At 61.9% G+C, this 24,572-nt stretch carries 21 protein-coding genes; 5 read left to right on the top strand and 16 right to left on the bottom strand.

Going from position 1 to position 24,572, the window contains the following annotated elements; all coding sequences use genetic code 11:
* Window positions 1-45: 45 nt before the first annotated feature.
* The 8 genes from LXE91_RS09300 to rfbB all read right to left on the bottom strand — a co-directional run bounded on the left by LXE91_RS09300 (window position 46) and on the right by rfbB (window position 12,090).
* On the bottom strand, window positions 46-4,848 hold the full coding sequence (locus LXE91_RS09300; protein ID WP_076841713.1) for an FkbM family methyltransferase: 4,803 nt from the start codon (window positions 4,846-4,848) through the stop codon (window positions 46-48).
* On the bottom strand, window positions 4,845-6,068 hold the full coding sequence (locus LXE91_RS09295) for an ABC transporter ATP-binding protein (RefSeq protein WP_039361104.1): 1,224 nt from the start codon (window positions 6,066-6,068) through the stop codon (window positions 4,845-4,847). The genes LXE91_RS09300 and LXE91_RS09295 overlap by 4 nt, the downstream gene beginning before the upstream one ends.
* Window positions 6,068-6,862 carry an ABC transporter permease gene (locus tag LXE91_RS09290; protein ID WP_039361107.1) on the bottom strand — a complete coding sequence of 265 codons (795 nt, stop codon included), beginning with the start codon at window positions 6,860-6,862 and terminating at the stop codon, window positions 6,068-6,070. Before LXE91_RS09290 ends, LXE91_RS09295 begins: the two co-directional genes overlap by 1 nt.
* Entirely contained in the window at window positions 6,862-8,310 is a 1,449-nt protein-coding gene (locus LXE91_RS09285; RefSeq protein ID WP_039361109.1) for a mannose-1-phosphate guanylyltransferase/mannose-6-phosphate isomerase, read from the bottom strand. The genes LXE91_RS09290 and LXE91_RS09285 overlap by 1 nt, the downstream gene beginning before the upstream one ends.
* 385 nt (window positions 8,311-8,695) lie before the next feature.
* On the bottom strand, window positions 8,696-9,595 hold the full coding sequence (gene rfbD / locus LXE91_RS09280; RefSeq protein WP_039361111.1) for a dTDP-4-dehydrorhamnose reductase: 900 nt from the start codon (window positions 9,593-9,595) through the stop codon (window positions 8,696-8,698).
* Window positions 9,588-10,139, bottom strand: coding sequence for a dTDP-4-dehydrorhamnose 3,5-epimerase (rfbC, locus tag LXE91_RS09275; RefSeq protein WP_039361113.1), 552 nt, complete (start codon window positions 10,137-10,139; stop codon window positions 9,588-9,590). Before rfbC ends, rfbD begins: the two co-directional genes overlap by 8 nt.
* Complete coding sequence (rfbA, locus tag LXE91_RS09270) at window positions 10,124-11,017, bottom strand: glucose-1-phosphate thymidylyltransferase RfbA (RefSeq protein ID WP_039361116.1); 894 nt, start codon at window positions 11,015-11,017, stop codon at window positions 10,124-10,126. The genes rfbC and rfbA overlap by 16 nt, the downstream gene beginning before the upstream one ends.
* An 11-nt stretch (window positions 11,018-11,028) precedes the next feature.
* Complete coding sequence (rfbB, locus tag LXE91_RS09265) at window positions 11,029-12,090, bottom strand: dTDP-glucose 4,6-dehydratase (protein WP_039361120.1); 1,062 nt, start codon at window positions 12,088-12,090, stop codon at window positions 11,029-11,031.
* A 343-nt stretch (window positions 12,091-12,433) separates the two neighbouring features.
* On the opposite strand from rfbB, the gene LXE91_RS09260 reads away from it, so the two are divergent.
* Complete coding sequence (locus LXE91_RS09260) at window positions 12,434-13,273, top strand: symmetrical bis(5'-nucleosyl)-tetraphosphatase (protein WP_039361123.1); 840 nt, start codon at window positions 12,434-12,436, stop codon at window positions 13,271-13,273.
* Between the two features lie 39 nt (window positions 13,274-13,312).
* Here LXE91_RS09260 and LXE91_RS09255 read toward each other — a convergent pair whose 3' ends face one another.
* The 8 genes from LXE91_RS09255 to LXE91_RS09220 all read right to left on the bottom strand — a co-directional run bounded on the left by LXE91_RS09255 (window position 13,313) and on the right by LXE91_RS09220 (window position 19,918).
* Entirely contained in the window at window positions 13,313-14,170 is an 858-nt protein-coding gene (locus tag LXE91_RS09255) for a lysophospholipid acyltransferase family protein (protein ID WP_039361126.1), read from the bottom strand.
* Between the two features lie 19 nt (window positions 14,171-14,189).
* Window positions 14,190-15,470: a dihydroorotase gene (locus LXE91_RS09250; RefSeq protein WP_039361128.1), complete on the bottom strand. Its 1,281-nt coding sequence runs from the start codon at window positions 15,468-15,470 to the stop codon at window positions 14,190-14,192.
* Window positions 15,471-15,530: 60 nt separating this feature from the next.
* Complete coding sequence (locus LXE91_RS09245; RefSeq protein WP_006476735.1) at window positions 15,531-16,562, bottom strand: aspartate carbamoyltransferase catalytic subunit; 1,032 nt, start codon at window positions 16,560-16,562, stop codon at window positions 15,531-15,533.
* A 73-nt stretch (window positions 16,563-16,635) separates the two neighbouring features.
* On the bottom strand, window positions 16,636-17,148 hold the full coding sequence (gene pyrR, locus LXE91_RS09240; protein ID WP_039361132.1) for a bifunctional pyr operon transcriptional regulator/uracil phosphoribosyltransferase PyrR: 513 nt from the start codon (window positions 17,146-17,148) through the stop codon (window positions 16,636-16,638).
* A complete protein-coding gene (gene ruvX / locus LXE91_RS09235; RefSeq protein WP_039361135.1) occupies window positions 17,135-17,584 on the bottom strand; it encodes a Holliday junction resolvase RuvX in 450 nt (149 codons plus the stop codon). The genes pyrR and ruvX overlap by 14 nt, the downstream gene beginning before the upstream one ends.
* Window positions 17,581-18,159: a YqgE/AlgH family protein gene (locus LXE91_RS09230; protein WP_011351143.1), complete on the bottom strand. Its 579-nt coding sequence runs from the start codon at window positions 18,157-18,159 to the stop codon at window positions 17,581-17,583. Before LXE91_RS09230 ends, ruvX begins: the two co-directional genes overlap by 4 nt.
* Window positions 18,160-18,341: 182 nt before the next feature.
* Window positions 18,342-19,643: a FimL-related protein gene (locus LXE91_RS09225; RefSeq protein WP_039361137.1), complete on the bottom strand. Its 1,302-nt coding sequence runs from the start codon at window positions 19,641-19,643 to the stop codon at window positions 18,342-18,344.
* Window positions 19,644-19,747: 104 nt separating this feature from the next.
* A complete protein-coding gene (locus LXE91_RS09220) occupies window positions 19,748-19,918 on the bottom strand; it encodes a rubredoxin (RefSeq protein WP_004186709.1) in 171 nt (56 codons plus the stop codon).
* A 254-nt stretch (window positions 19,919-20,172) separates the two neighbouring features.
* On the opposite strand from LXE91_RS09220, the gene LXE91_RS09215 reads away from it, so the two are divergent.
* From LXE91_RS09215 to LXE91_RS09200, 4 genes are all read left to right on the top strand, one after another.
* Window positions 20,173-21,039: a hydroxymethylpyrimidine/phosphomethylpyrimidine kinase gene (locus LXE91_RS09215; protein WP_039361143.1), complete on the top strand. Its 867-nt coding sequence runs from the start codon at window positions 20,173-20,175 to the stop codon at window positions 21,037-21,039.
* A 970-nt stretch (window positions 21,040-22,009) separates the two neighbouring features.
* Entirely contained in the window at window positions 22,010-23,044 is a 1,035-nt protein-coding gene (locus LXE91_RS09210; protein WP_076841711.1) for a glycosyltransferase family 2 protein, read from the top strand.
* On the top strand, window positions 23,041-23,685 hold the full coding sequence (locus LXE91_RS09205; RefSeq protein ID WP_039361147.1) for a class I SAM-dependent methyltransferase: 645 nt from the start codon (window positions 23,041-23,043) through the stop codon (window positions 23,683-23,685). Before LXE91_RS09210 ends, LXE91_RS09205 begins: the two co-directional genes overlap by 4 nt.
* On the top strand, window positions 23,643-24,563 hold the full coding sequence (locus LXE91_RS09200) for a hypothetical protein (protein WP_141715659.1): 921 nt from the start codon (window positions 23,643-23,645) through the stop codon (window positions 24,561-24,563). Before LXE91_RS09205 ends, LXE91_RS09200 begins: the two co-directional genes overlap by 43 nt.
* The last annotated feature ends 9 nt before the right edge of the window (window positions 24,564-24,572 follow it).

Raw genomic sequence — 24,572 nt, 5'->3', positions numbered from 1 at the left:
TCTTACCAAAAAGGAAATGACCTCAAACGACTGTCACGCGAAAATTCATTCCCGCGACTCAGCAACAGGAATAACGTTCTCGAGCATCATTTTTGTACTTTCCTTCCAAGTAAGCCAAGGCATATCGCCTGACCGCGGATGCAACCCATCCTTATATAAACTCAACCACTCAGACACGGATTGAGCCAGATCCTCCGGCTTTTCTCCAGCAAAATAAAATGCAAATTTACCAGCCACTTCTCGAAACACTGGTATCCCCCTGGCGATAATCGGCAGTCGATGCTGCGCCGCCTCGATCAGCGGAAGACCAAATCCCTCATTGTAAGAAGCGGCAATCAAACACGCCCCTGCGGCGTAAAGCTTCTCCAAATACACATCACTCACACCTTCCAACCAGAAAAGGCGTTTATTAAGTTCAGAATGATTGCGTAAACGTTTAGCCAGCCCATCCACCATCCATCCCTGCTTTCCAGCAATTACCAGATTGACTTTAAGACCGTCTCTCCAGAGCTGTTCAAAAGCATCCAGCACTTGCTCATGTCCTTTTCTCGGCTCCAGCGTCCCGACCATAAGGAAGGACGTATCGATCTTCATCGCCTCCAAGACACGATCCGACTCAACCGATGAATCTTGAACAGGTGTTGCAAAATCAATATCCGCCCCAAGGTGGAAATAGTCAATTCTCGGCAGCGATTTATCCGGGAACTGATTTCTCAACCAAGCCTCGACATCATGCGCAACAGCCTGAGAAATGCACACCAAACCATCAGCACAGTTTACCAACGAGCTCAACCATGCATGAAATGCCTGGGTTATTCCCGCAACAGTATGATGTGGGTCACGCAGCGGAATAATATCGTAGATTACATAGTACGCACGAGCACCAGAAAGACGAAAATCGGATATATCTTGCTCAGCCTCAGGAAACAAATGCGCAGCCAAGTCGAGACCGAGGAATATATCGCCCGACCGCACCTCGATTGGCAAACCATCGCGCCAAGAACTCCCCTCAGGACTGAATTTACCTGTATATCGAAATCCTTGGCCTTTATCACCATATACCGGCCTTATTTCATAACCGTCCGGCGGGGTCCGGAACAATTCAGCGAGCACATTTCGGACCACACGTTGAATCCCTGTTCGGGCATCGCGATGGTAGATCTCCGACACATCGACCAACAACTGTTTCCGCTGATTTTCCTCCCACATCGCTAGCCAGTCATGGCGAGCAGGAGCCACTACATCTGCTAGTTGACGCTCTCGACGCAGTGTCGCCATCAAAGTCAGCAAACGAGTCGACAACTTGCTCCAATCTCGAGCTTGAAGCCAAGCGCGTTGGCGCTCAATCAAATCGGTAGTGAGTTGGGATTGAGCATGCAGACTCTGCACCGCACGAAGGACATCCGCGGCGCCGTTCCCTTCCATCTTCCAAGTCACATCTGCCAAATCGGAAAAAATCTCCAATGGGCTAACCAAAACTGGCTTAAGTGTAGACAAGCCAATAGTTACAGCACCGCTGGCACTTTCGCGAGTATCTCGGTACGGAAACACAATGTAATCCGCCGCACCCAAAAGCCTCTGGCAGGTTTCTATTGATCGATAGTCGGTAATCCACGAAATTTTATCATTCACACCTAGCTGACGTGCGCGCTCCTGACAGTGCAATATTATTTGCTCACTGCGCTCATCAAGTATCGAATTCAATGCGACCAGATGAACAGCTCGCCCGACGGCCTTTGAAAGCGGCTCGATAACTTCAACCAACGTATCGATACCTTTATGCGGAAGGGCGAAACCAAAACATCCTAAAACCAGCGCATCACCTGGTATTCCGAGTTCTGCGCGTGCACCTTGTTCATGAGGCTCGTCCAATGGCTGGATTACACCATGATGCAAAAGCATTACGTTATCGGCCAGACCCAGGGCCAACATATGATTCAGGTCTTCTGGCTTGTGCACAATGATGCGATCAAGCTTGGCCAACAGCTTGACTGCTGCCGCGGTTACACGGCACTCCTCCAGCAACGGCAATGTGGAATGCAACTCCAATACCACTACTCGCCCCTGATCATGCAATGCCGCCAAACGCTGGCAGCAAATCTCAGAAAGCGGGAACAAGCTTGGCTGATGCTGCACCAATACAACCTGCGCATCCGTTTTTGCAATACGATCCAATACTTCAGGCACTGTGTCATTAGCGCCCACGCGCCAACTGACCAGCGCATTAGCCGGGGCCGAATCCGTGCGGTCGTCACAATAAACGTTCAGCTGTACCCCCGGGTTGTCATTCACGGCGACTAGCAGTTTGTGGCTGTATTCAGCGATACCGCAGCGTGTCGCCCATGGACTCACCAATGCCAAGTGCAATGACTCGAATTTATTTACTGGTTTGCAATCTGCAAGCCACCCCGCACTCGCCAATAAACTGCGCGCACTATTTTCCCAACGGTAGGTGCTCCGCACGTGGTTCAAAGCGACTTGTCGTTGAGCGTTTAGTTCCGGATCTTCAGCCAGGACCCGCTTATGGAGTATACGTAGCTTAGCGGTCAAATCGGCCGCGTCAGGCTCCATCCAGCAAGAGTCACTGGACCGGACGTGGCTACGTGACGGAGCGAAGTGGAAGTTCACTAGTGTGGACGTCGCACGGGTGCAAAAATCAACTTGAGCGCCATAACCAGTGGTAATTACAGGCAAAGCCATAGCGAGGGCTTCCGCTGCCGGAAGATTGAAACCTTCACCGCGCGTTGGCAATACCATGGCATGTGCAGTGCGATAAAGCGCCAGCAACCCTTCGTCGTCAAGTGGGTTCTCATCGATGACAACGCGAGCAGGTCTCTCAAATTCGGCGCTAATTTCCTTCAGTTGCGCACCAATTTGGTTGTGCGGATTGGGAAACGTCTTAATGTATAGCTCAACGTCGTCGTCAGCGGTAAACGCCTTCAAATAGGATGTCAGCAGCACATCAACACCCTTGCGTTCGAATACCGACGATACATGTAAAAAGCGGAAACGCTGCCCCTCGGTCACACGCAAATCACCCAATGGCTGTACATCATCGGATACGAGATGATCAATACCAATAGGAATGACAAAAATTGGAACACTACAGCCAGAGTTGATCAAGGCGCGTTTAACCGATTCCGCGGCAACCCACACCAAGTCAAAAAAAGCATTTATATGATTAACAATGCCCTCTGGAACCGAAGTTTCCTCCCAAAAGAACACCATGCCTCGCTGCCCTGCAGGCAGATCGTCATTGATAAACGGGTAGTGATGGACGATTGAAATCGCATCATCAACAGCCTCGGCAGGAATACTCCTTCGGAGCGCCTGATGCAGAACTTCGTCCTGGTCAGGAGGCAAATTCGGAACCTCAGTATATGGCGTTCCGTGATAAGGCACGAAACTCACCAACTTCCGGGTAACCTGCTCCAATGCGCCAGCCAATCCTCGGTTAACGATGGCAAGGCTGTAGTGACCCTCGACGTGTCCGACCAAACGCACCCATCGACGCGTGCTCGACGCGACTTCGGGCAAAAGCATTGCTTCTGGAATACTCGGTGCTGATGGCAATACGCTTGGATTCGCCAGCAATCCGCCTTCTGCGTCCTTACGCAACACCGGAAGTATCGAGGTTTGTTGGACAAGTATCCGGGCCAGTCGCCCCTTCAGCGCGGGCAATCGATTAAGGACCATCAACATGACGCGCTTGACCTGCGGATATCGGTCAATACGCACGGCTGCATATCGAAGCAAGACCTTAGTCAAGATCTTGCCCCTCAACGACGCGGAAGACACCAAGATGCTTAGTTTCCGCAAAGGCGCAGTAATGCGCCAAGAGTTGCTCGCATAAACTGCAGCCAATTGCGTTGCGACCTGTGCATGCTGTCCAGATGCATGTGCCAGAGCATCCTCGACCTCTTGCATACGTGCGGCAAGGTCGCGCATCTGCGCGTTCTCAGCCTGCAGCGCGGCGCGGCTCTCTTGGGCCGCCCGGAATTGCTCTTGCGATTGATGCAATTGCTCTCGCAATTGATGCAATTGCTCTTGTGACTGAGACCAATGCTCTTGCAATCGATGCAATTGCTCTTGTGACTGACACCAATGCTCTTGTGATTGATGCAGTTGTTCTTGTGCCTTCTGAAGACTTCCCTCCAAAAGTACTTGGTCGCTCCGTACAAAACCGTCAAACACGTTGGGAGGATACTTAAACGCCTCCGCTAGGTCACCATGCTCGCGAGCGAGATAGTACCTATTCAAACCGTCAGCATAGACGAGGCTGTAGCCATGCTGCACCAGCATTGGCTCCCACAACTGATAGTTTTCCACTATCGAATTGGGTAGCGTCGCCTCAACAACGACAATCCAAGGACGGTATTGCTCGAAATTCATTCCGGCAATGACAGACTGCTCAAAGCCCTCAACATCCACCTTTAGAAAATGGATATCACTAGGGGCGTATTCTTTGCAAATCTCAGTCAGGGTCCGCACTGCCACTTTGTGCCAAGTTCCGTTGTGCCCGTCCTCCTGGTGTTTCTTTATCACCGACGGAGAAGACGTGGCCCAACCGCGAACATCAGCTTCCCAAAGATCTAGCTCACCACTGGCCGCACCAGCCGCACACTGGAGATTGGTATCCTCGGGACGATCCCGCTGCAGATCATCCCAATGAGATCGCAGTGGTTCAACATTAATGCCGCGCCAACCTCGCTCATAAAACGCCTTGGTTACCGAATCGATATTCGGATCATTAGCCCCTACGTCGATATAGAAACCCTTCTCCACTGCCTTCAAAGCACGCCAGAGAATGACATCCTCGAGATTCTGTGCGTAAGAAATAAATCTCATCGTTGCTCTATACCAATTTCCGGATCGATCCACGCCAATCCCACAAACGTCGGCTTGCTGACGTTAATGACATTAAAAACCAATGCCAGATCACGCCACTCGTAATTATGGACCAAATGCGTATCAGTGCTGACCAGTGCAGTCTGTATGGAATACGTCCCAGCCCCCAACGAAGCCGAGAAATTAACATTGAACCGAACCAAAGAACCAGCGCGAACATTAACCAGAGGCTGCTTCTTCAAATCCGTATTGGTGCCATAAACCACTTGACCCAATCTATCTTTAATGCCGTAACCCAATACCAAACGCTCGATAAAGGCATGAACACGCACATCCACGCGTAACGTCACGGATTGACCGACGTCTACTACTTCGATTCGCTTTCCGTTAATATCCAACAGCGCAATATCTTCGACGACGGCCTCGCCAGTTCCAGAAACTGTCTGCACCTTGCCATTTTCCAAAACTTCCTGCTGCACGCTTTGATTTTGATGATCTGCAAGTAATGCATTGTAGTAGTCCATTACTGCTTCGGGCTCGCCCTCCATAGCGAGCTTGCCGGCGTCGAGCAAAATGGCGCGATCACAGATGGACTGGATAGCCTGCTTGTCGTGCGACACGATCAGAAGCGTGGTTCCCCGCTTGCGGAACTCACGGATGCGGTCGAAGCTTTTGTGCTGGAAGTAGGCATCGCCCACTGACAGGGCCTCGTCCACAATGAGCACGTCGGGGCGGCGAGCCGTTGCCACGGCGAAGGCCAGCCGCACCTGCATGCCGCTGGAATACACTCGCACCGGTTCATCAATGTACTCACCGATCTCGGCGAAAGCCTCGATATCGGGCATGAGCGTCAAAATCTCTTCTACACTCATGCCCAACAATTGGCCCGCCATGATAGCGTTCTGCCTGCCTGTGAAGTCTGGATGAAAGCCCATACCCAACTCCAGCAATGCCGCCACGCGGCCCGTCATCTCGACGGAGCCAGTGGTAGGTTGGGTAGTACCGACGATCATCTTGAGCAAGGTACTCTTGCCCGCGCCGTTCATGCCGATAATGCCCACGGCCTCGCCCGCGCGTACTTCAAAATTCAGGCCTTGCTGCACCCAATGCAGTTCGTGACGAGGTTTGCCGCGCGGGTCCAGCCACTCCAATAGGCGTGACCAGCGCGAGGGGTACTTTTTGTAGGCCTTGCCCAGATTTCTAACGACAATGGTGCCCATCAGAGTTCATCCACCATTTCACCCGCATGTTTGCGGAAGAGAGTAAAGCCCAACCCGCACAACGCTAATGCCAACACCAACACGGGCCATAGGCTATACCAGTTGGGCCAAGCCCCCCGCACCAGAATCGTCTGAAAGGCTTCAATCAACCGCGACATGGGGTTGAAGCGCATCCAAGACTGAACGCGCTCGGGCAATATGCTCACTGAGTAAACAATGGGCGTCATCCAAAACCAGAAACTAAGGACAATACCGAAGAACTGGCCCACGTCGCGGAAGAACACGTTGAGCACACCCAATGTAATGCCCAGACCAACGGCAAATAACACCAGCAAAGCGATCGTGGGTATCAGAGCGACAAAGGCCAAGCCGGGAAAATTACCGGAAAACATCAAAAACACGGTGAACAGCCCGAACACAATGCCAAAGTTGACCAAGGCATTGGCCACCGCGATCACTGGCAGGCAGAGACGCGGGAAACTCAATTTCTTGAGCAGGTTCGCATTTTCGATGAAGGTGTTCTGCCCCCGACCGACGATCTCCGTGAATAGGCCCCAAGTAAGCACACCCGCGCACAGGTAAACGCTGTATGCAAAACGGTTCTCCACCCCAGGCAAGCGATTGTGCATGACACCGGAGAAGATCACCGTGTAAACCACGATCATCGACAGTGGGTTGAGCACCGTCCATGCCGCGCCCAGCAAGGAGTTGCGGTACTTGGATTGGAACTCACGCTTCACGCTCCCCAGTATGAAGCCGCGGTAGCTCCACAAGGCTTTGAATATTCCCAGCATCACGCGCGCCCGTAAACGTCTTGGAAACGAACGATGTCGTCCTCTCCCAGATACTCGCCGCTCTGCACCTCGATCATCACGAGGTCCAGCACACCCGGATTCTCGAGGCGGTGCTTGTGCCCGGCAGGAATATAGGTGGACTCGTTGGTCCGGACGAAGATTTCCTGATCGCCGTTGACGACCTTGGCCATCCCGCTCACGACGATCCAGTGCTCGCTGCGATGATGATGCATCTGCAGGCTCAGGCTCCCGCCCGGCTTCACTTCGATACGCTTGATCTTGAACCGCGGCCCTTCTTCCAGGACCGTATAGGTGCCCCACGGGCGGCTCACCGTGCGATGCAGCTTGTATGCGTCGTGATTGCGTTTCTTCAGGCGCGCGACGACCTGCTTCACATCCTGCGCGCGGTCGGGATGCGCGACCAGCAATGCGTCGGGCGTATCGATGATCATCAGGTCAGCCACGCCGACCGACGCCACGACGCGATCCTGCGTCTGCACGTACATGTTGCGACTATCGACGAAGATCGCATCGCCGACAGCACGGTTGCTGTCCTCGTCCGGCTCGACCAGGTCACGCACCGCGCCCCACGAACCGATGTCGCTCCAGCCGAAGCTCGAAGGCACCACCGCCACGTTCGACGAGCGCTCCATCACCGCATAGTCGATCGAGATGTCGGGCATTTTCTCGAATGCTTCGGCGGGAATCTCGAGCATCTGCGTCGACGCCTTGTTCGCTTCCTGCACCGCTGCCCAGCATGATTCCGCGGCAGCGGCGACGTCCGGCGCATGACGCGCCATCTCGTCGAGAATGACGCCGGCCTTGAAACAGAACATGCCCGAATTCCACAGGTAGTTGCCCGCCGCCAGGTACTCGGCCGCCTTCGCGGCATCCGGCTTCTCGACGAAGCGCAGCGCTGCACGGCCGGCCCCAACCGGTTCCCCGGCCTCGATGTAGCCGAAGCCGGTATCCGGGCTCGTCGGTACGATGCCGAACGTCACCAGCCGACCCTGCTTCGCCAGTTCGGCCGCGCTCGCGACGGCGGCCACGAAACCCTTCTGGTCCTGCACCAGGTGATCGGCCGCCAGCACCAGCATCAGTGCGTCGCGCCCGTATTTTTCAGCGACGTGATGCGCCGCCATCGCCACGGCGGGTGCCGTGTTGCGACCGGCCGGCTCGAGCATGAACACGCCGGGCCGCTGTTCGCCGAGCGACGCGCTCGCGAACTCGTCCTTGCTCATGAAGTAGTAGTCGCGGTTGGTGACCGTCAGCAATTCTCCGCACGACACATCCTCACCGCCGCCAACCACCGCAGCAGCGCGACGGTAGGTCTTCAGCAGCAGACTCTCGCCATCGGCGAGCTTCATGAACGGTTTGGGATGCCCTTCGCGAGAGACGGGCCAAAGTCGCGTACCGGCACCACCGGACAGGATGACGGGGATTAACATCACATTCACTCCAGATTTAGTATTCGCTGGCGAAGCCAACGCCTTCGCCACTTACATCCATACACCCGCCGGCGTAGTTGCCAGCCGGTCATGCCCAACCCGGCCAGAATGGAATTATAGCCGGCGCCAATCCCCCGAAAACGACCGTCACCCTGGAACGGCCGCCAGAACAGGCCCGAAGACACTTGCCGCGCAACCATCCGGCCCCACATCGGTCCCGATCGGCATCCAATCGTTACCGAACGGTCACCTCGACATCGCCGAATGCGCCACGCCGGTCGTCGTCAGGCCGGGGCCAGCACCTTGCCACCCGTGAACGATCCGACACGACCGTCACTCGGGCCTGCGCCCACTCGACGGTCGCACGCATGCGGGCAGACCGGGATCACTCGCCCAGACACAGCGCCAGCGCCTCGCGCCAGTCCGGCATCTGCAGCCCGAACGTCGCACTCAGTTTGTCCAGCACCAATCTCGAATTCGCAGGCCGCCGCGCCGGCGTCGGATACTCGCTCGACGCGATCGGCTCGACCTGCGGTGCAGGCGCCACCTTCGCGGTCGCGAAGATGGCTTCGGCAAAGCCGCACCAGGAGGTCGCGCCAGCCGACGTGAGGTGGTATACACCGGAGCGGCTTGCCCACCAGTCGGCGTCGCTCGACGCCGCGCCCTGCGCGACGATGTGCGCCGTGGCGGCCGCGATGGTCCTCGCCCAAGTCGGCGCACCGATCTGGTCCGCAACGATCCGCAACGCCGGTCGCTCGGCACCCAGCCTCAGCATCGTCGGCAGGAAGTTTCTGCCCCGACGGCCATACACCCAGCTCGTTCGCAGAATCAGGTGCGCACATCCCGTCGCCGCGATCGCCCGCTCGCCGTCGAGCTTCGTCGCGCCGTAGACGTTCAACGGATTCGTCGCGTCGGTTTCCTCGTACGCCTCCGCTTTCGTGCCGTCGAACACGTAGTCGGTCGAGTAGTGAACCAGCGCACCGCCGCTGCGCGCCATTTCTTCCGCGAACACGCGTGGCACGTCGGCGTTCAGCCGACGCGCGACATCGACATCGTTCTCGGCCTGGTCCACCGCCGTATAGGCGGCCGGATTGACGATCAGCGACGGCTTCACGTCGCGCACGAATGCCCGCACGCGTTCGGTATCGGACAGATCGAGCGTCGCTCGGTCGCACGGCACCACGCGGCCGAGCCCCTGCAGCGTCCCCAGCAGTTCGAAGCCGACCTGACCGTTCACACCCGTTACAAGGATCGTCGGCGCGGCGTTCGGGTCGGTCTTACGCATAGACATCGGACTCGCTCAGACGCTTGCCTGCCGCGTCCTTCGGCGCCAGGACCGGTTCGCCGTCGATCGGCCATGCGATGCCGACCTCCGGGTCGTTCCAGACGATGCTGCGCTCGTGCTCGGGAAACCAGTAGTCGGTGGTCTTGTAAAGGAATTGCGCGGCCTCCGACAGCACGACGAATCCGTGCGCGAAACCGGGCGGCACCCAAAGCTGACGATGGTTGTCGGCCGACAGGACCACGCCGACCCACTTGCCGAAATTCGGGGAGCTGCGGCGAATATCCACCGCGACATCGAACACCTCGCCTTCGATCACGCGCACGAGCTTTCCCTGCGCATGTTCGATCTGGTAGTGCAGCCCACGCAGCACCCCCTTGGTCGACCGCGAATGGTTGTCCTGAACGAATTCGACATCGGATCCAACGCGTTGCGAGAACTCGCGTGCGTTGAAGCTCTCGTAAAAATAGCCGCGTGCGTCACCGAAAACCTTCGGCTCGATGAGCTTGACGTCGGGCAACGCCGTTGACGTTACGTGGATTGCCATGCGACCTGATGGGTGAGAAGGTTCCGGAGGTACTGCCCGTAGGCATTCTTCGCGAGCGGCTGCGCCAGTTTCAGCACCTGTTCCGCGTCGATCCAGTTGCGGCGATACGCGATCTCTTCAGGACACGCAACCACGAGCCCCTGACGCTTCTGCAGCGTCGCGATGAACGTCGCGGCCTCGATCAGGGAATCGTGCGTGCCGGTATCGAGCCACGCGTAGCCGCGCCCCATGATCTCGACGTTCAACGTGCCGTCCGCGAGATACCGCGAATTGACGTCCGTGATTTCCAGTTCGCCTCGTGCGGACGGCCTGATGTCTGCCGCGATGTCGCACACGCGGTTGTCATAGAAGTACAGCCCCGTGACCGCATACTGCGAACGCGGTTTCGCTGGCTTCTCCTCGATCGACAGCGCGCGGAAGTTCCGGTCGAACTCCACCACGCCGTAGCGCTCGGGGTCGTGCACGTGATAGGCGAACACGGTCGCGCCTGCATCGCGCTCGTTCGCGCGCTCGAGCTGCTTCGCGAGATCGTGCCCGTAGAAAATGTTGTCGCCGAGGATGAGCGCCGACGGATCGTTGCCGACGAAGTCACGGCCGATGACGAACGCTTGCGCGAGCCCGTCCGGCGACGGCTGCGTCGCATACTCGATATGCATCCCCCACTGGCTGCCGTCGCCGAGCATCGACGCGAAGCGCGGGGTGTCCTGCGGTGTCGAGATGATCAGCACGTCCCGGATGCCCGCGATCATCAGCGTCGACAGCGGGTAATAGATCATCGGCTTGTCGTACACCGGCAGCAATTGCTTCGAGACCGCGTGCGTGATCGGATAGAGCCGCGTGCCTGAGCCGCCGGCCAGAATGATGCCCTTGCGTGTCATCACCGCTCCTGTCAAACGCGCTCTGCGTAGTTGGTCTCGACCCACTTGCGGTATTCGCCCGAGGCCACCTCGTCGGACCACGCCTGGTTGTCGAGATACCAGAATACCGTCTTCGCGAGGCCGGTCGCGAACGTCTCGGCCGGTTTCCAGCCGAGTTCGCGCTCGAGTTTGCGCGCGTCGATCGCGTAACGGCGATCGTGCCCCGGACGATCCTTCACGTATGCAATCTGATCGCGATACGAACCTTGCGCCCTGGGCCGCGCGCTATCGAGCAGATCGCACAGTGTATGCACGACGTCGAGGTTCGTCATTTCGTTCCAGCCGCCGACGTTGTACGTCTCGCCCGGCACGCCGCGCGCGAGCACTTCGCGAATCGCGCTGCAGTGATCGCCGACGTACAGCCAGTCGCGCACGTTCTTACCATCGCCGTAGACGGGCAGCGGCTTGCCGGCGAGTGCATTGGCAATCATCAGCGGAATGAGCTTTTCGGGGAACTGGTACGGGCCGTAGTTGTTCGAGCAATTGGTCGTCAGCGTCGGCAGGCCGTATGTATGGTGATACGCACGCACCAGGTGATCAGAGCCAGCCTTCGTCGCCGAATACGGGCTGTTGGGCGCATACGGCGTCGTTTCGGAGAACTGTGGATCGGTCGGGGACAGCGAACCGAACACTTCGTCGGTCGACACGTGCAGGAACCGGAAGCCGGCTTGCTCCACCTCGGGCAACGCACCCCAGTACTGACGCGCGGCTTCGAGCAGCGTAAAGGTGCCGACCACGTTCGTCTGAACGAACTCGGCCGGACCGTGAATCGAGCGATCGACGTGGCTTTCCGCTGCGAAATGCAGGATCGCGCGCGGCCGGTGGGCGGCCAACAGCGTATCGAGTGCCGCGCGATCGCAGATGTCGACGCGAGCGAATACGTGCTTCGGGCTTCCGTTCAACGATTGCAGCGTACGAAGGTTGCCTGCGTAGGTAAGCTTGTCGACGTTGAGCACGGCCTCGTCGGATTGACGCAGCCAGTCGATTACGAAATTGGCGCCGATAAAACCCGCGCCGCCCGTCACCAGGATCATGAGGCTCCCTTTAGTCATACATGGCGTGCCTCAAGCAAGGGCCGCCACAAACTCCGAACGCGACGTCACCGTGCGCGTCCCCCCAAGGCGGGCATTCTAACTGCTGACCTTAACCGTCAAAGTCATGAAATGCTAATTTTGTTGAGGAGCGGCCAATTATAAGAAGCTGCGTCGGTCAAACGCCATGTCGCTAACAACTTGAAACAGTCCGCCGGCTCCTCCGCCACCAAAAAATCGGCATTCAAATCAATACGTTAAAATTGTTCGATTACGCGCGAAGTCGCCCGCCAGCGATCGCCCCCCTTTTTCGATCAGCGCCAGGATTCGTCACACCTTGCCTCTCATGACCCTCCCCCCCATCGCCATCGGCGACATCCAAGGCTGCCATTCAGCTTTCCAGTCTTTGCTCGACAAGCTTTCAGCCCCCGCCGACACGCCCCTCTGGATCGCCGGCGACGTCGTCAACCGCGGCCCGGGCTCCCTCGCTGCGCTGCGCGCGGTCGTCGACCTCGGCCCGCGCGCGACCGTCGTGCTCGGCAACCACGACCTGCACCTGCTCGCGGTCTCCGCCGGCCTGCGCACCGAGCGCCCGGGCGACACCATCGGCGAGATCCTCGACGCGCCCGACGCCGACGCGCTGCTCGACTGGGTCCGCCATCGCCCGTTCGTGCATGTCGAAGACGGAAAGCTGCTCGTGCACGCCGGCGTGTTGCCGCAATGGGATGCCACGCTCGCGCTCGAACTCGCGGACGAACTGCAGCGCGCGTTGCGCGCCCCCGACTGGCGCGACACGCTGCAAGGCCTGTACGGCAACGAGCCGAACCAATGGAGTCCGAACCTGAAAAAGCGCGACCGGATGCGCGTCGCATTCAACGCATTCACGCGCGTGCGCTTCTGCACGCCCGACGGCGTGATGGAATTCAAGGCGAACGGCGGCCCAGACAGCGCGCCGCCCGGCTACCTGCCGTGGTTCGACGTGCCGGGGCGCCGCACGGAGGACGTGACGGTCGTGTTCGGGCACTGGGCCGCACTCGGCCTGATGGTGCGAGACAACGTCGTCGCGCTCGATTCGGGATGTGTGTGGGGGAACCAGCTGTCGGCCGTGCGGCTCACGGCCGATCCGGCCCGGCGCACGGTCACGCAGGTGCAGTGCGAAGCGTGCCGCACGCCGGGCGGCGAGTGACGGCACACTGATTCGCCCGGCCGCCGGAAGCGCCGCGTCTCACCCCTCGCGCCCCGGCACCGGCTCCTCGGCCGCCGCGTCGCCCGCCGCACCGGCGCCGAGCCCGGTCGCCGGATACGCATGCTTCTGCAATTCCGCGAGCGACTCGGCCGTCGGCTTGCCAACCTTCTCCTGCAGCTTTGCAAGCGCAGCCGCGATCGCATCGCGCGCCGCCGCGGACGTCGCGCGCCGGTCGCCACCCGGCGCGATCGGTTCACACACGTACAGGTGCGCGACGAGCGGGCCGCCGCGCAACACCATGTCGAGCGACGTGCCCAGCGCCAGTTCGCCCGTATACGCTGGCGCGACCGACTGCCGCCCCTGCGCATCCTCGTACATCAGGCAGATCGGCTGCACCGCGCAGCCGGCCGACACCGCGGCCTGGAACAGGTTCGCATGGAACGGCAGCAGTTCCTGCCCGTCGGTCGTCGTCCCTTCCGGAAACACGCACATCAGCCCGCCGTTACGCAGGCGCTCGGCCATCTCGTGCATGACACGCATCGCCTCGGTGCGCTTCTCGCGCTGCAGGAACACGGTGTCGAGCTTCTCGGCGAGCCAGCCGACCACCGGCCACTGCCGCACCTCGGCTTTCGACACGAACGGCGTCGGCCGCCATGCGTTGACCGTGTAGATGTCGAGCCACGACACGTGATTGCCGACCACGAGCGCGCTCGCGTCGAGCCGCGCGCTGTCGTTATGGACGACGAGACGCATCCCGCAGATCCGCAGCAGCTTGAGCGACCAGCGGCGTATCAGCTCGGCGCGGCGCGCGGGCGTGACGTGCGAAAAACGCAGCGCGACGATCGCCATGCCGCGCAACAGGTGAAAGACGAGACGCAGCTTGCGAATGGCAATCATGGCGAGAGTCCGGCGTGGTTCAGTGGCGCTCGAATGCGACCTGCCCGGCCACGAGCGTCGCGCGCACGGTGGCCGGCAGTTCGTAGCCGAGGAACGGCGAGTTGTGGCCCTGGCTCTTCAGCGCCCGCGGCTCGACACGCCAGTGTGCACGCGGGTCGAACACGCACAGGTCGGCCGCGCCGCCTTCGGTGAGGCGGCCGGCCGGCAGCTTCAGCACATCGGCCGGCGCGGACGTGATGCGGCGCAGCGCCTGCGCGAGCGGCGTGCGCGTCTCGTCGGCCCACTTCAGCGTCAGCGACAGCAGCAGCTCGAGCCCCGTCGCGCCCGGCGTCGCTTCGCCGAACGGCAGCAGCTTCTCGTCGTCGTCGACCGGCGTGTGGTCGGAGCAGATCGCATCGATCGTGCCGTCGGCGAGCGCCACGCGAATCGCTTCGCGATCGCGCTCGCTGCGCAGCGGCGGATCGAGCCGGAACTGCGAATCGAAATAGCCGATGTCGACGTCGATCAGGTGCACGTGATTGACACCGACGTCACAGGTCACGGGCAGCCCCTCGGCCTTCGCCTCGCGCACGAGCGCGAGGCCGGCGGCGGACGACAACCGCGCGAGATGCACGCGCGCGCCCGTCACGCGCATCAGTTCGAAGATCGTGTGCAACGCGATCGTCTCGGCCGCGACCGGCACGCCGGACAGCCCGAGCCGCGACGCCAGCGCACCGCTCGCGGCGACACCGCCGCGGCCGATGAATGCGTCTTGCGGGCGCAGCCACGTGGTGTAGTCGTAAGTGCTCGCGTACTGCAGCGCGCGCAGCAGCACCTGCGTGTCGCGCACCGGCACGTTGGCATGCGTGAAGCCGACGCAACCGGACTCGGTCAGCGCGACCATCTCGGTGATCACCTCACCCTTGAGGCCGACCGTCAGCGCGCCGAGCGGATGCACATTCGCCTGGCGCAGGTTGCGCGCGCGGAACTTGAGCATCTCGACGAGGCCCGGCTCGTCGAGCACGGGGTCGGTATCCGGCGGACACACGAGGGTCGTGACACCGCCCGCGACGGCCGCGGCCATCTCGGACGCGAGCGTCGCCTTGTGCTCGTAGCCGGGTTCGCGCAACCGCGCACACAGGTCGACGAGGCCGGGCGCGACGATCAGGCCAGCCGCGTCGATCGTCTTGTCCGCGTTGAATCCGGCCGGCGCCGCCGTGCCGAGCGCGGCGATCGTGCCGTCCGCGACGAATACGTCGGCCTGCTGCTCGGTGCCGGCGACCGGGTCGATCAGCGTGCCGCCTTTGATATGAATCTTCATGCGCTGTCTGTGAATACGTTGAATGCGTTGAATGCCTGATGAAGGATGCGCGAAACGGGCTCAGTCGCTGTTGCCGGCGACGATGCCCATCACCGCCATCCGCACGGCGATGCCGAAGGTGACCTGGTTGAGGATCACCGACTGCGGGCCATCGGCGACCTGCGAATCGATCTCGACGCCGCGGTTCATCGGCCCCGGGTGCATCACGATCGCGTCGGGCGCGGCGAGCGCAAGGCGCTCGGGCGTCAGGCCCCACGTCTTGAAGTACTCCTGCGCGGACGGCAGCAGCGCGCCGCTCATCCGCTCGTTCTGCAGGCGCAGCATGATGATCACGTCGACGCCCTTCAGCCCTTCGTCGAGGTTGTGGAACACCTTCACGCCCATCTGCTCGAGACCGCCGGGCAGCAGCGTGCGCGGGCCGATCGCGCGCACTTCCGGCACGCCGAGCGTGGTGAGTGCATGGATGTCGGAGCGCGCGACGCGCGAATGCAGGATGTCGCCGACGATCGCCACGCGCAGCTTCGTGAAGTCGCGCTTGTAGTGACGGATCGTGTACATGTCGAGCAGGCCCTGCGTCGGGTGCGCATGGCGGCCGTCGCCGGCGTTGATCACGTGCACGTGCGGCGCGCAGTGCTCGGCGATCAGGTACGGCGCGCCGCTCGACGCGTGGCGCACGACGAACAGGTCGGCATGCATCGCCGACAGGTTGTTGATCGTGTCGAGCAGGGATTCGCCCTTGCTCGTCGACGATGCATTGATGTTCAGGTTCAGCACGTCGGCCGACAGGCGCGTCGCGGCGATCTCGAAGGTCGTGCGTGTGCGCGTCGAGTTCTCGAAGAACAGGTTGAACACGGACTTGCCGCGCAGCAGCGGCACCTTCTTCACTTCACGGTCCGTCACGCTGACGAACTGCTCGGCCGTATCGAGGATATGGTTGACGATCGAGCGCGGCAGGCCCTCGATCGACAGCAGGTGCTTCAGCTCGCCGTTTTTCGTGAGCTGCGGGTTGCCCTTCAGGAAGCCGTAGCGGAACCGGTCGGGGCTCGCGGCCGCAGCGGGATTGCCGGTGCGGCCAGTGGTGTCGGTGGTCATGGTGTGCGTGATTCCAACTATGCAAACGGGCCGCGGTGAAAACCAGCGGCCCGGGATACGGTTCGCGTGTCGTTCAGGCGCCGTGCGCCTCGACGCGCAGCGTGAACTGCGCATCGTCGCGTGCGAGCACGAGCGTCGCGCCGGCCGGCACGTCGAGCGCGCCGCCCGCGAAGCGCGCGGCAACCGGCAGCTCGCGGCCGCCGCGATCGGCGAGCACCGCGAGCTCGACCGCGGCCGGACGGCCGTAGTCGAACAACTCGTTGAGTGCCGCGCGCACGGTGCGCCCGGTAAACAGCACGTCGTCGACGAGCACGATGCGCGCGCCGTCGATCTCGAACGGCAGCGACGTCGGGCTGGCCTGGCTGTGCAGCCCCTTCTTCGCGTAATCGTCGCGGTGCAGCGCGACGTTCACGACACCGAACGCCGGCGCGCCGAGATCGCGCGCGAGGCGCTCGGCAAGCCATGCGCCGCCGCTGTGAATGCCGGCGAGCCGCGGGCCGCCCGGTTCGGCGAAAGCCGTGCCGTACGCGGCGCGGATCTGGTCGAGCAGGACGCGGTAAAGCGCCTCGGCGTCAATGGTGCTCATGGTCGGACAATTGATCGAGATACTGTTGAAGGATGACGCGCGCGGCCTCGGCATCGAGCATGTCGGCCAGGGCGCGGCCGCGCACGTTGCGCTCGCGCAGCCCGGCCTCGGCCTCCACCGACGAATAGCGCTCGTCGACCCACGTGACGGGCAGCCCGAAGCGGCCGTTCAGCTGGTTGCCGAAGCGCTTCGCCTGCTGCGTCATGTCGTGCGGCGTGCCGTCCGGATGCATCGGCAGGCCGACGACGAGCGCGTCCGGCCGCCATTCGGCCAGCAGGTCGCCAACCGCCTTGAAACGGTGTTCGCGGTTCAGGTTCTGGATTACGACGAGCGCACGGGCCGAGCGCGTCAGCGCGTTGCCGACCGCGACGCCGATACGTTTTTCGCCGTAGTCGAACGCCAGGAGCGTCGCATCGCGCGCGCTCGCGCCACTCATGCGTGCCCTGCTTCGCCGGACAGCATCGACGAGCTGACGCCGAGCAGGCCGAGTGCGGCTTCGAAGCGCTCTTCGGCCGGCGTGTCGAACACGATGCGCGGATCGGCGGCGACCGTCAGCCAGCCGTTGCGGGAAATTTCTTCCTCGAGCTGCCCGGCACCCCAGCCGGCATGGCCGAGCGTCAGCAGGAAGCGCTTCGGGCCGGTGCCCGTCGCGACCGCCTCGAGCACGTCCTTCGACGTGGTCATCTCCAGCCCGCCCTCGACGGACATCGACGAGTTGTAGCTCGCGCCCTCCACCGGCTCGTGCAGCACGAAACCGCGCTCGGTCTGTACCGGGCCGCCGAAGTACACAGGGATGTGCAGCAGCGGCTCGATGTCGAGCTTCAGGTCGATGCGGTTGAACAGCGATTCGAGGTCGATGTCGGTAGGACGATTGATGACGAGGCCGAGCGCACCGCGCTCGCTGTGATCGCAAAGATAGACCACCGTTCCCGAGAACGTCGGATCGGCCATGTTCGGCATGGCGATCAGGAACTGGTTGGTGAGATTGATGCGATCGGAAGGCTTTGACATGGTTTGAATTTTAGCAAAGACGCCGCGGCCTGACCGGGCCGCGATCAACAAGCAACGCCGCACCGCGCTGGCAACGGCGCGCACGGATCACACGGCACTCTAACACGCGCGCGGGCGCTGTCGGCAGCGTGTTGCGGGCCCGCGCGGCAAGGGCCGCCGGCGCGTGTCCGTCCCCTTGTTCGTCAGGCCCGGCCGAGCGCCGCGCCGAGCGCGCCGGACGCCGCCGTGAGGTCCGGCGGCGCAACACCGGCTGCGATCTTCAGCAGCGCCGCGCGCAGCATGTCGGACGCGTGGCCGTGCGCATCGAGGCCGCCGTCGGCGAGCGGCACGCCGTGCGCCGCACGCCGCCACGCGAGGCCGAGCGTGTCGGCCAGGAGTGCCGCGTGACCGAGCCCGAGCGCGCACGCGGCCGTGCCGACCCGGTAGGCGGCGCCGGACGCATGCCATGCGGCCCCCGCATCGGCTCTCGCCGGATCGGTAGCAAGGTCGGCCATCGACGCGTCGGCCGTCTGCAGGAAATCCTCGTAGGCATGCGCGTTGACCGTCACGACGCCGAGTGCGCGAGTCGGCGCGGCGGCAACCGCGTCGTGCTCGGCCCGGGCGGCATCGGCCTCCCACAGCGCTTCGGACGCGGGCGTGCCCGCGACGTGCCAGTCGACCGTCAGCCCGTAGTCGTGCAGCACGTCGACGAGCGCGACATCCTCGGCCGCGGCGCCGAACAGCGCGAAATCGCGCCACAGCAGCGCCACCGTCTCGCGCACGAGTTCGGGCGGCGCACTGCGCCGGCCCTGCGCGTGCTCGCCGAGCAGCAGGTTCGTCCGCGCGAGAAATCGCTTCAGTTCGGGCGCGCCGCTGGCACGCAGCGCACGCACGCATGCGGCCGCGAGCCGCCAGAAATCGTATGGATCGTCGCCGGCGAGCGCGGCCAGCATCGCATCGAGTTCGTCGAGTGCCGCATCGGGCGCGCCGTGTTCCGCGCGCAGCACGCCGAGCAACGCCTGTTCGTAGCGGGCGCGAATCCGGGTCGCGAACGCGTCGGGCAGCACGCGCAGCGCGGCTGGCGGCACCGCGCGGCCAACGAGCGCGAGCGCGTCGAGCGGCGCATGCGCGCGCAGGTCGGCGGCGCTTTGCGCACGCAAGGCACTGAAGTGTTCGAAGAGAACGGGCGAGCAGGCAAGCTCGCGCAGGTTGTGGCGTGCGACTGCCGCGCGGAAATCGCGCAGCGCGGCACGCCAGCCGGCCGAAGTCGGCTCGGTGGCGACGAGCGGCGCAGCCGCCGACAGCTGCCCCGCGAAACGCGCGGCCGGCAGCCAGCCGGCTTCCGCCAGCACGGCCGCTGCAGCGGACAGCGGTGCGGCCGCATCGTCGCGATGCTCGAAAGCGTCGGCGGCCGCCGCAAGCCATGCGTCGGCCGCACGCACGGCTCCGCCGCGCGGGTTGGGCAGTGCGTCAGGGTGGGGAACGTTCGCCGGTTCGGGCCTCATGGACACGCGCGCCTGTCATCGTCAACTCGCTCGCGCAAGCCCCGGCGCGCGAGCGCCGGGCCGATGCGAGGCCTGAGCGGTGTGTCCGTGGGCCAAGGGTCCGGTCAGATCTGGACCATCTCGAAGTCTTCCTTGCGGGCGCCGCATTCAGGACACGTCCAGTTGATCGGGACGTCTTCCCAGCGCGTGCCCGGGGCAATGCCCTCTTCCGGCAGCCCGGCTTCTTCGTCGTAAATCCAGCCACAAATCAGGCACATCCAGCTCTTGTATTCCATCTTAAGCCGCGTCGGGAAAGTCGGTAAATTCGGGAGCCATGATGGTACCGTGTCGGGGCCGGACTGCCTAGCAATCGCGCTGGAGTAACGCGACTACGTTGCGCTGCGCTAAAAAATCCGTCGTGCGGGCCGGATTCCGCCGCATAATGGCTGAAAAGTGCGGCCTGCCGGGCAACACAGGGCCGAAAACGCCCATTTCGCCTCGCCGTCCGCATGCCCGTCGCTTTCCCGTTTTTCTCTTGCCCCATTTTTACATGTCCAGCAACGCCCCTCCGATCGTCCTCACCTTTGGCCTGTCCGACCCCACCGGCGGCTCTGGCATTCAAGCCGATCTGTTGACCCTGGCGAGCATGGGCTGTCATGGCGTGTCCGTCATGACGGGCTACACCGTGCGCGACTCGGCCGCCTGCGACGAAGTGACCGGCCTCGATCCCGACGTGGTCGCCGCCCAGGCGCGCATGCTGCTCGAAGACATGCCGGTTGCGGCGTTCAAGATCGGCGCGGCGACGCGCGCGGAAGTCGTGAGCGCGATCGCCGAGGTGGTCGCCGACTACGACGGCGTGCCGCTCGTGCTCGCGCCCGACTTCACGCTCGACGACGAGCACGTGCTCGCAGCCGACGACCTGCGCGAATCGATCGCCGACCTGCTGGCGCCTCAAACCACGCTGCTGGTCGCCGACTACGCGACGCTGATCGCGCTCGCGCAGCCGGACGGCGACGCCGAGGCGCCGAATCTCGACGCGGCCGTCTCGCACCTGCTGTCGCAAGGCTGCGAGTACATCCTGTCGTCCGAGACGGGCTCGCACCGGCTCGTCAACACGCTGTACGGCGAGGAAGGCCAGCTCCGCGAGGACATGTGGGATCGCTCGCCGCACCGGCTGATGGGCATCACCGACACGCTGGGCGCGGCCATCGCGGCGCTGCTCGCGAACGGCCAGGAGCCGCCCGAAGCGGTTCGCGAAGCGCAGGAATATCTGTACCAGGCCGTGCGTGACGCGTTCCGGCCCGGCATGGGTGCGTACCTGCCCGACCGGTTCTTCTGGGCGCGCAGCAACGAAGACTCGGATACGCCGCCGGCCGTCAAGGCCGACCCGGCGCCGAGGACGTCGCACCGGCATTGAGGTGACTGGGGGCACGCGGGCGTTTGAGCGATCAAACGCACGCGTGCCCCTTTTGCCCCCTTACGGCACGCATCCGTCATTCAGTCCGACACGACTGCAGTCCTTTTGGCTGAATCCACCTTCCTCCAGCCCGATTCGATTCGTATCAACGCTCGGTTGAGCGATGAACGGACATCGAACATTTCAACACCCAAGCCAACACCCAAGCTCGCCAAAAATCGAATCGGTCCGTTCGCGTGCAGTTACGGCCTTCACGATGAAGACAACGACACTTCGTGTTATCTGCCGGGATTCTGATTACGATCGCTCAGCGAATCCATAAAAAAGACCCGCATCGCTGCGTCCGTCGTCGGCCGCAGGCCTGCAACCGACGCTGCGTTCGGCAGCACGGTACGCGTCAGGCGCGCAGTAACGAAGACTCCGAACGTCCGATGACGGAAGGCTGCAAAAGCTCGCCGAGAATTGCCCACCACGAAGCTAACGGCCGGATCTTCATGCGTCAGTGCGCCTGGACCGACACCGGAAGATCTGCCGGCCGCGCCTCCGCGCTCGCATCAACGCCCCCTCCATTCCGCGACGCCCTTCCTCGTCAGGTGCAGTGCAGCATACAACGTGTCGCCTTCTTCCTTCCCCCTCTGCCCGGCGCTGCCGACTACCCGACGCCCACGCCTCCCGCCGCAGTTTTTGCAACTTTTGGTTACAAGATAACAGACAGCCCGTCTACACCGACACACCGATCCATGTGGCCGGTTCGCCCGTGGACACTGACCATACCGTAAAAAATCAGCGCGTTTCCGATCGCATCGGGACGTCGTTTTGCTGCCCACGATCGATCATGGAAAGTAATTTATCGTAATTTTTTGTCAATTCAATTTGATTTATATTTCATGGACGTTCGCCAAAACACGATATTGTTTTTCTCAATATTTGAAATCCGGCGACGCGGGGGCGAATCTACCTCTCACGGACGATGAAATTAATTATTCAAATCCCCTGCTTCAACGAGGCCGCCACGTTGCCGATTGCGCTGGCGGCATTGCCTCGCCGAGTGCCGGGTTTTGATAGGGTCGAATGGTTGATCGTCGACGACGGCAGCACCGACTCGACAGTCGATGTAGCGCGCGCCGCCGGTGTCGACCACATCGTCCGACATCCGCGCAACCAGGGCTTGGCGCGCGCGTTCACGACCGGGCTCGAAGCCTGCCTGAAACGCGGCGCCGATGTCATCGTCAATACCGACGCCGACAACCAATACAATGCAGCCGATATTCCCGCGCTCATTCGGCCTATATATGCGGGTGAAGCCGATATCGTAGTCGGGTCACGGCCGATCGACGAAATCGATCATTTCTCGCCGATCAAGAAATCGCTGCAGAAAATCGGCAGCTGGGTGGTTCGTGCAGTCAGCCGTACCGAGATTCCCGATACGACGAGCGGTTTTCGCGCCTACAGCCGCCATGCCGCCCAACGCCTGACAGTATTCAGCGATTACACCTACACCCTGGAAACGATCATCCAGGCAGGGCAGCGCAACATGTCGATCGTCTCGGTACCGATCCGCGTCAACGGGTTCCTGCGACCGTCTCGCCTGGTCAAAAGCATCCACTCGTACGTGATGCGATCGGCCCACACGATCTTCAGGATCTTCGTCATCTATCGGCCTGCCGCATTTTTCGGCACGCTCGGTGCCATTCTGTTCGGCACGGGTGTACTGACCGGACTGCGCTTCGTCTACTTCTGGGCGACCGGCAACGGCACCGGACACGTCCAGTCCCTCATCCTTGCATCGATCCTCGTCGGCGCCGGATTCCAGACGCTGTTGATCGCCATCGTTGCAGACCTCCTGTCGACCAACCGCAAACTGCTCGAGGACGTACGCTTCGCGGTCAAGCAGATGCAAACGGATCTCGACCCTGCTGCCCCGACCAAACAGACACAAGCGAACCGCGGCCACGTCGCCGCGGTCGAGAAGGAAACCACGCGCGCCTTCGGGGTCGTTCAATGAAGATGTCGGGTGGCATGGCCGAACAGGGCATCGTCGTTGGCAACAACTACGACAAGTACGGCTCGACGAATCCGATCGTGCGGCGCCTCATGCGAGGTTTCGACGACGCGTTGACCGATTTCGTAACGCAAGCGGCACCATCGTCGATCCATGAAATCGGCTGCGGCGAAGGCTACTGGGTCCTGCGGTGGCGACAACAGGGCCTTCAGGCCACGGGAAGCGATTTTTCTACTCGCGTGATCGAGCTGGCGCAGGAGAACGCCGTGACGCAGTGCGTCGACCCGGCGCATTTCTCCCGCCAGGACGTCTATCGGATCGAAGCGCAGGACATACAAGCGGATCTCGTCGTCTGTTGCGAAGTGCTGGAACATCTCGAGCAGCCGGAAGTCGCGCTGCGCAACATCGCGACGCTCGGCGCTCGCCACGTGATTTTCAGCGTTCCGCGCGAACCGGTCTGGAGCGCGATGAATGTCGCGCGAGGCAAATATATCTCCGCCCTCGGGAACACGCCCGGCCACATACAGCGCTGGTCGAAACGGGCATTCATCGCATTCGTTTCCACGCGCTTCGACATCTTGTGTGTGCGCACCCCCTTGCCGTGGACGATGTTGCTTTGCCGCCCTCGCATCGCCGCACGGTAGTGAAGTTAGGCAAGCAGCAACGACGCTGGATACACGTCACCGGTAGCGCGCTGGGCGCACTCGGCACGATCTTCGTCGGCGTGAAGCTCGTCGAGTACAGCCACCAGCTTTCGCTCGACACTTTCTCGGCCGTTACCTGGAGCGCCGTAGCGACACTCGGCGCCGGTTACGGGGCTTGCGGCATGCTGCTTGCACTGGCCTGGCTGCAGTTGCTCACCCACCACGGTGTCACGTCGTCGCGCCTCTGGGCGATCAAGACGTACGGCGTCTCGCAGCTTGCCAAATATACGCCGGGCAACATTTTCCATCTCGCTGGCCGACAAGCGATTTGCGTTGCTGCGGGCCTGCCTGCATGGCCCGTTGCCAAATCGATCGTGTGGGAACTAGCGGTCATTGCGTCGACCGCCCTTCCGTTTGCACTGATGGCGGCACCGCTCAAATGGCCGGTGATCGGCACGGCAACCGCCATCGCTGCGTTCGCGGGCGCGCTTGCCATTGCCGTGTCGGGCATCCGGACCTGCTGGTCCCTTTGCATTGCCCGGGCGGTATCGCTGTATGCAGCGTTTCTGCTCGTCTCCGGGCTGATCTTCAGCGCCCTGCTGGCGATCACGGTGCAACACGCGAAGATCGACACGCACGATGCCGCATTCTGGTTGCCCGTATGCGGCGCCTATGTCATTGCCTGGCTCGCCGGGCTCGTCACGCCCGGTGCACCAGCGGGCGTGGGCGTTCGCGAAGCCGTCCTGTACTGGCTGATGCATGGTGTCGTCGGACAAGCGGACCTCATCACCGCGATTGTCCTCGGCCGCATGGTGACGGTAGCCGGCGACCTGATGTTCTTTGTCGGCGCCGCCCTGGTGCCCAGGCCCCCACACTGACCCGGATAT

Origin of the sequence: Burkholderia contaminans, assembly GCF_029633825.1 — a bacterium.
Classification (GTDB): Bacteria; Pseudomonadota; Gammaproteobacteria; order Burkholderiales; family Burkholderiaceae; genus Burkholderia; species Burkholderia contaminans.
This window is presented reverse-complemented; position numbering and strand designations above follow the sequence as displayed.

Coding starts and splice junctions, on each gene's coding strand:
- LXE91_RS09290 (WP_039361107.1), bottom strand. CDS start 6,862: ATGCTGGGAATATTCAAAGCCTTGTGGAGCTACCGCGGCTTCATACTG.
- ruvX (WP_039361135.1), bottom strand. CDS start 17,584: ATGAGTGGCGCGAGCGCGCGCGATGCGACGCTCCTGGCGTTCGACTAC.
- LXE91_RS09285 (WP_039361109.1), bottom strand. CDS start 8,310: ATGTTAATCCCCGTCATCCTGTCCGGTGGTGCCGGTACGCGACTTTGG.
- LXE91_RS09225 (WP_039361137.1), bottom strand. CDS start 19,643: ATGAGGCCCGAACCGGCGAACGTTCCCCACCCTGACGCACTGCCCAAC.
- LXE91_RS09250 (WP_039361128.1), bottom strand. CDS start 15,470: ATGAAGATTCATATCAAAGGCGGCACGCTGATCGACCCGGTCGCCGGC.
- LXE91_RS09205 (WP_039361147.1), top strand. CDS start 23,041: ATGAAGATGTCGGGTGGCATGGCCGAACAGGGCATCGTCGTTGGCAAC.
- LXE91_RS09215 (WP_039361143.1), top strand. CDS start 20,173: ATGTCCAGCAACGCCCCTCCGATCGTCCTCACCTTTGGCCTGTCCGAC.
- rfbD (WP_039361111.1), bottom strand. CDS start 9,595: ATGCGTAAGACCGACCCGAACGCCGCGCCGACGATCCTTGTAACGGGT.
- LXE91_RS09230 (WP_011351143.1), bottom strand. CDS start 18,159: ATGTCAAAGCCTTCCGATCGCATCAATCTCACCAACCAGTTCCTGATC.
- LXE91_RS09260 (WP_039361123.1), top strand. CDS start 12,434: ATGACCCTCCCCCCCATCGCCATCGGCGACATCCAAGGCTGCCATTCA.
- pyrR (WP_039361132.1), bottom strand. CDS start 17,148: ATGAGCACCATTGACGCCGAGGCGCTTTACCGCGTCCTGCTCGACCAG.
- LXE91_RS09245 (WP_006476735.1), bottom strand. CDS start 16,562: ATGACCACCGACACCACTGGCCGCACCGGCAATCCCGCTGCGGCCGCG.
- LXE91_RS09210 (WP_076841711.1), top strand. CDS start 22,010: ATGAAATTAATTATTCAAATCCCCTGCTTCAACGAGGCCGCCACGTTG.
- LXE91_RS09300 (WP_076841713.1), bottom strand. CDS start 4,848: ATGAGATTTATTTCTTACGCACAGAATCTCGAGGATGTCATTCTCTGG.
- LXE91_RS09295 (WP_039361104.1), bottom strand. CDS start 6,068: ATGGGCACCATTGTCGTTAGAAATCTGGGCAAGGCCTACAAAAAGTAC.
- rfbB (WP_039361120.1), bottom strand. CDS start 12,090: ATGATCCTGGTGACGGGCGGCGCGGGTTTTATCGGCGCCAATTTCGTA.
- rfbA (WP_039361116.1), bottom strand. CDS start 11,017: ATGACACGCAAGGGCATCATTCTGGCCGGCGGCTCAGGCACGCGGCTC.
- rfbC (WP_039361113.1), bottom strand. CDS start 10,139: ATGGCAATCCACGTAACGTCAACGGCGTTGCCCGACGTCAAGCTCATC.
- LXE91_RS09255 (WP_039361126.1), bottom strand. CDS start 14,170: ATGATTGCCATTCGCAAGCTGCGTCTCGTCTTTCACCTGTTGCGCGGC.
- LXE91_RS09220 (WP_004186709.1), bottom strand. CDS start 19,918: ATGGAATACAAGAGCTGGATGTGCCTGATTTGTGGCTGGATTTACGAC.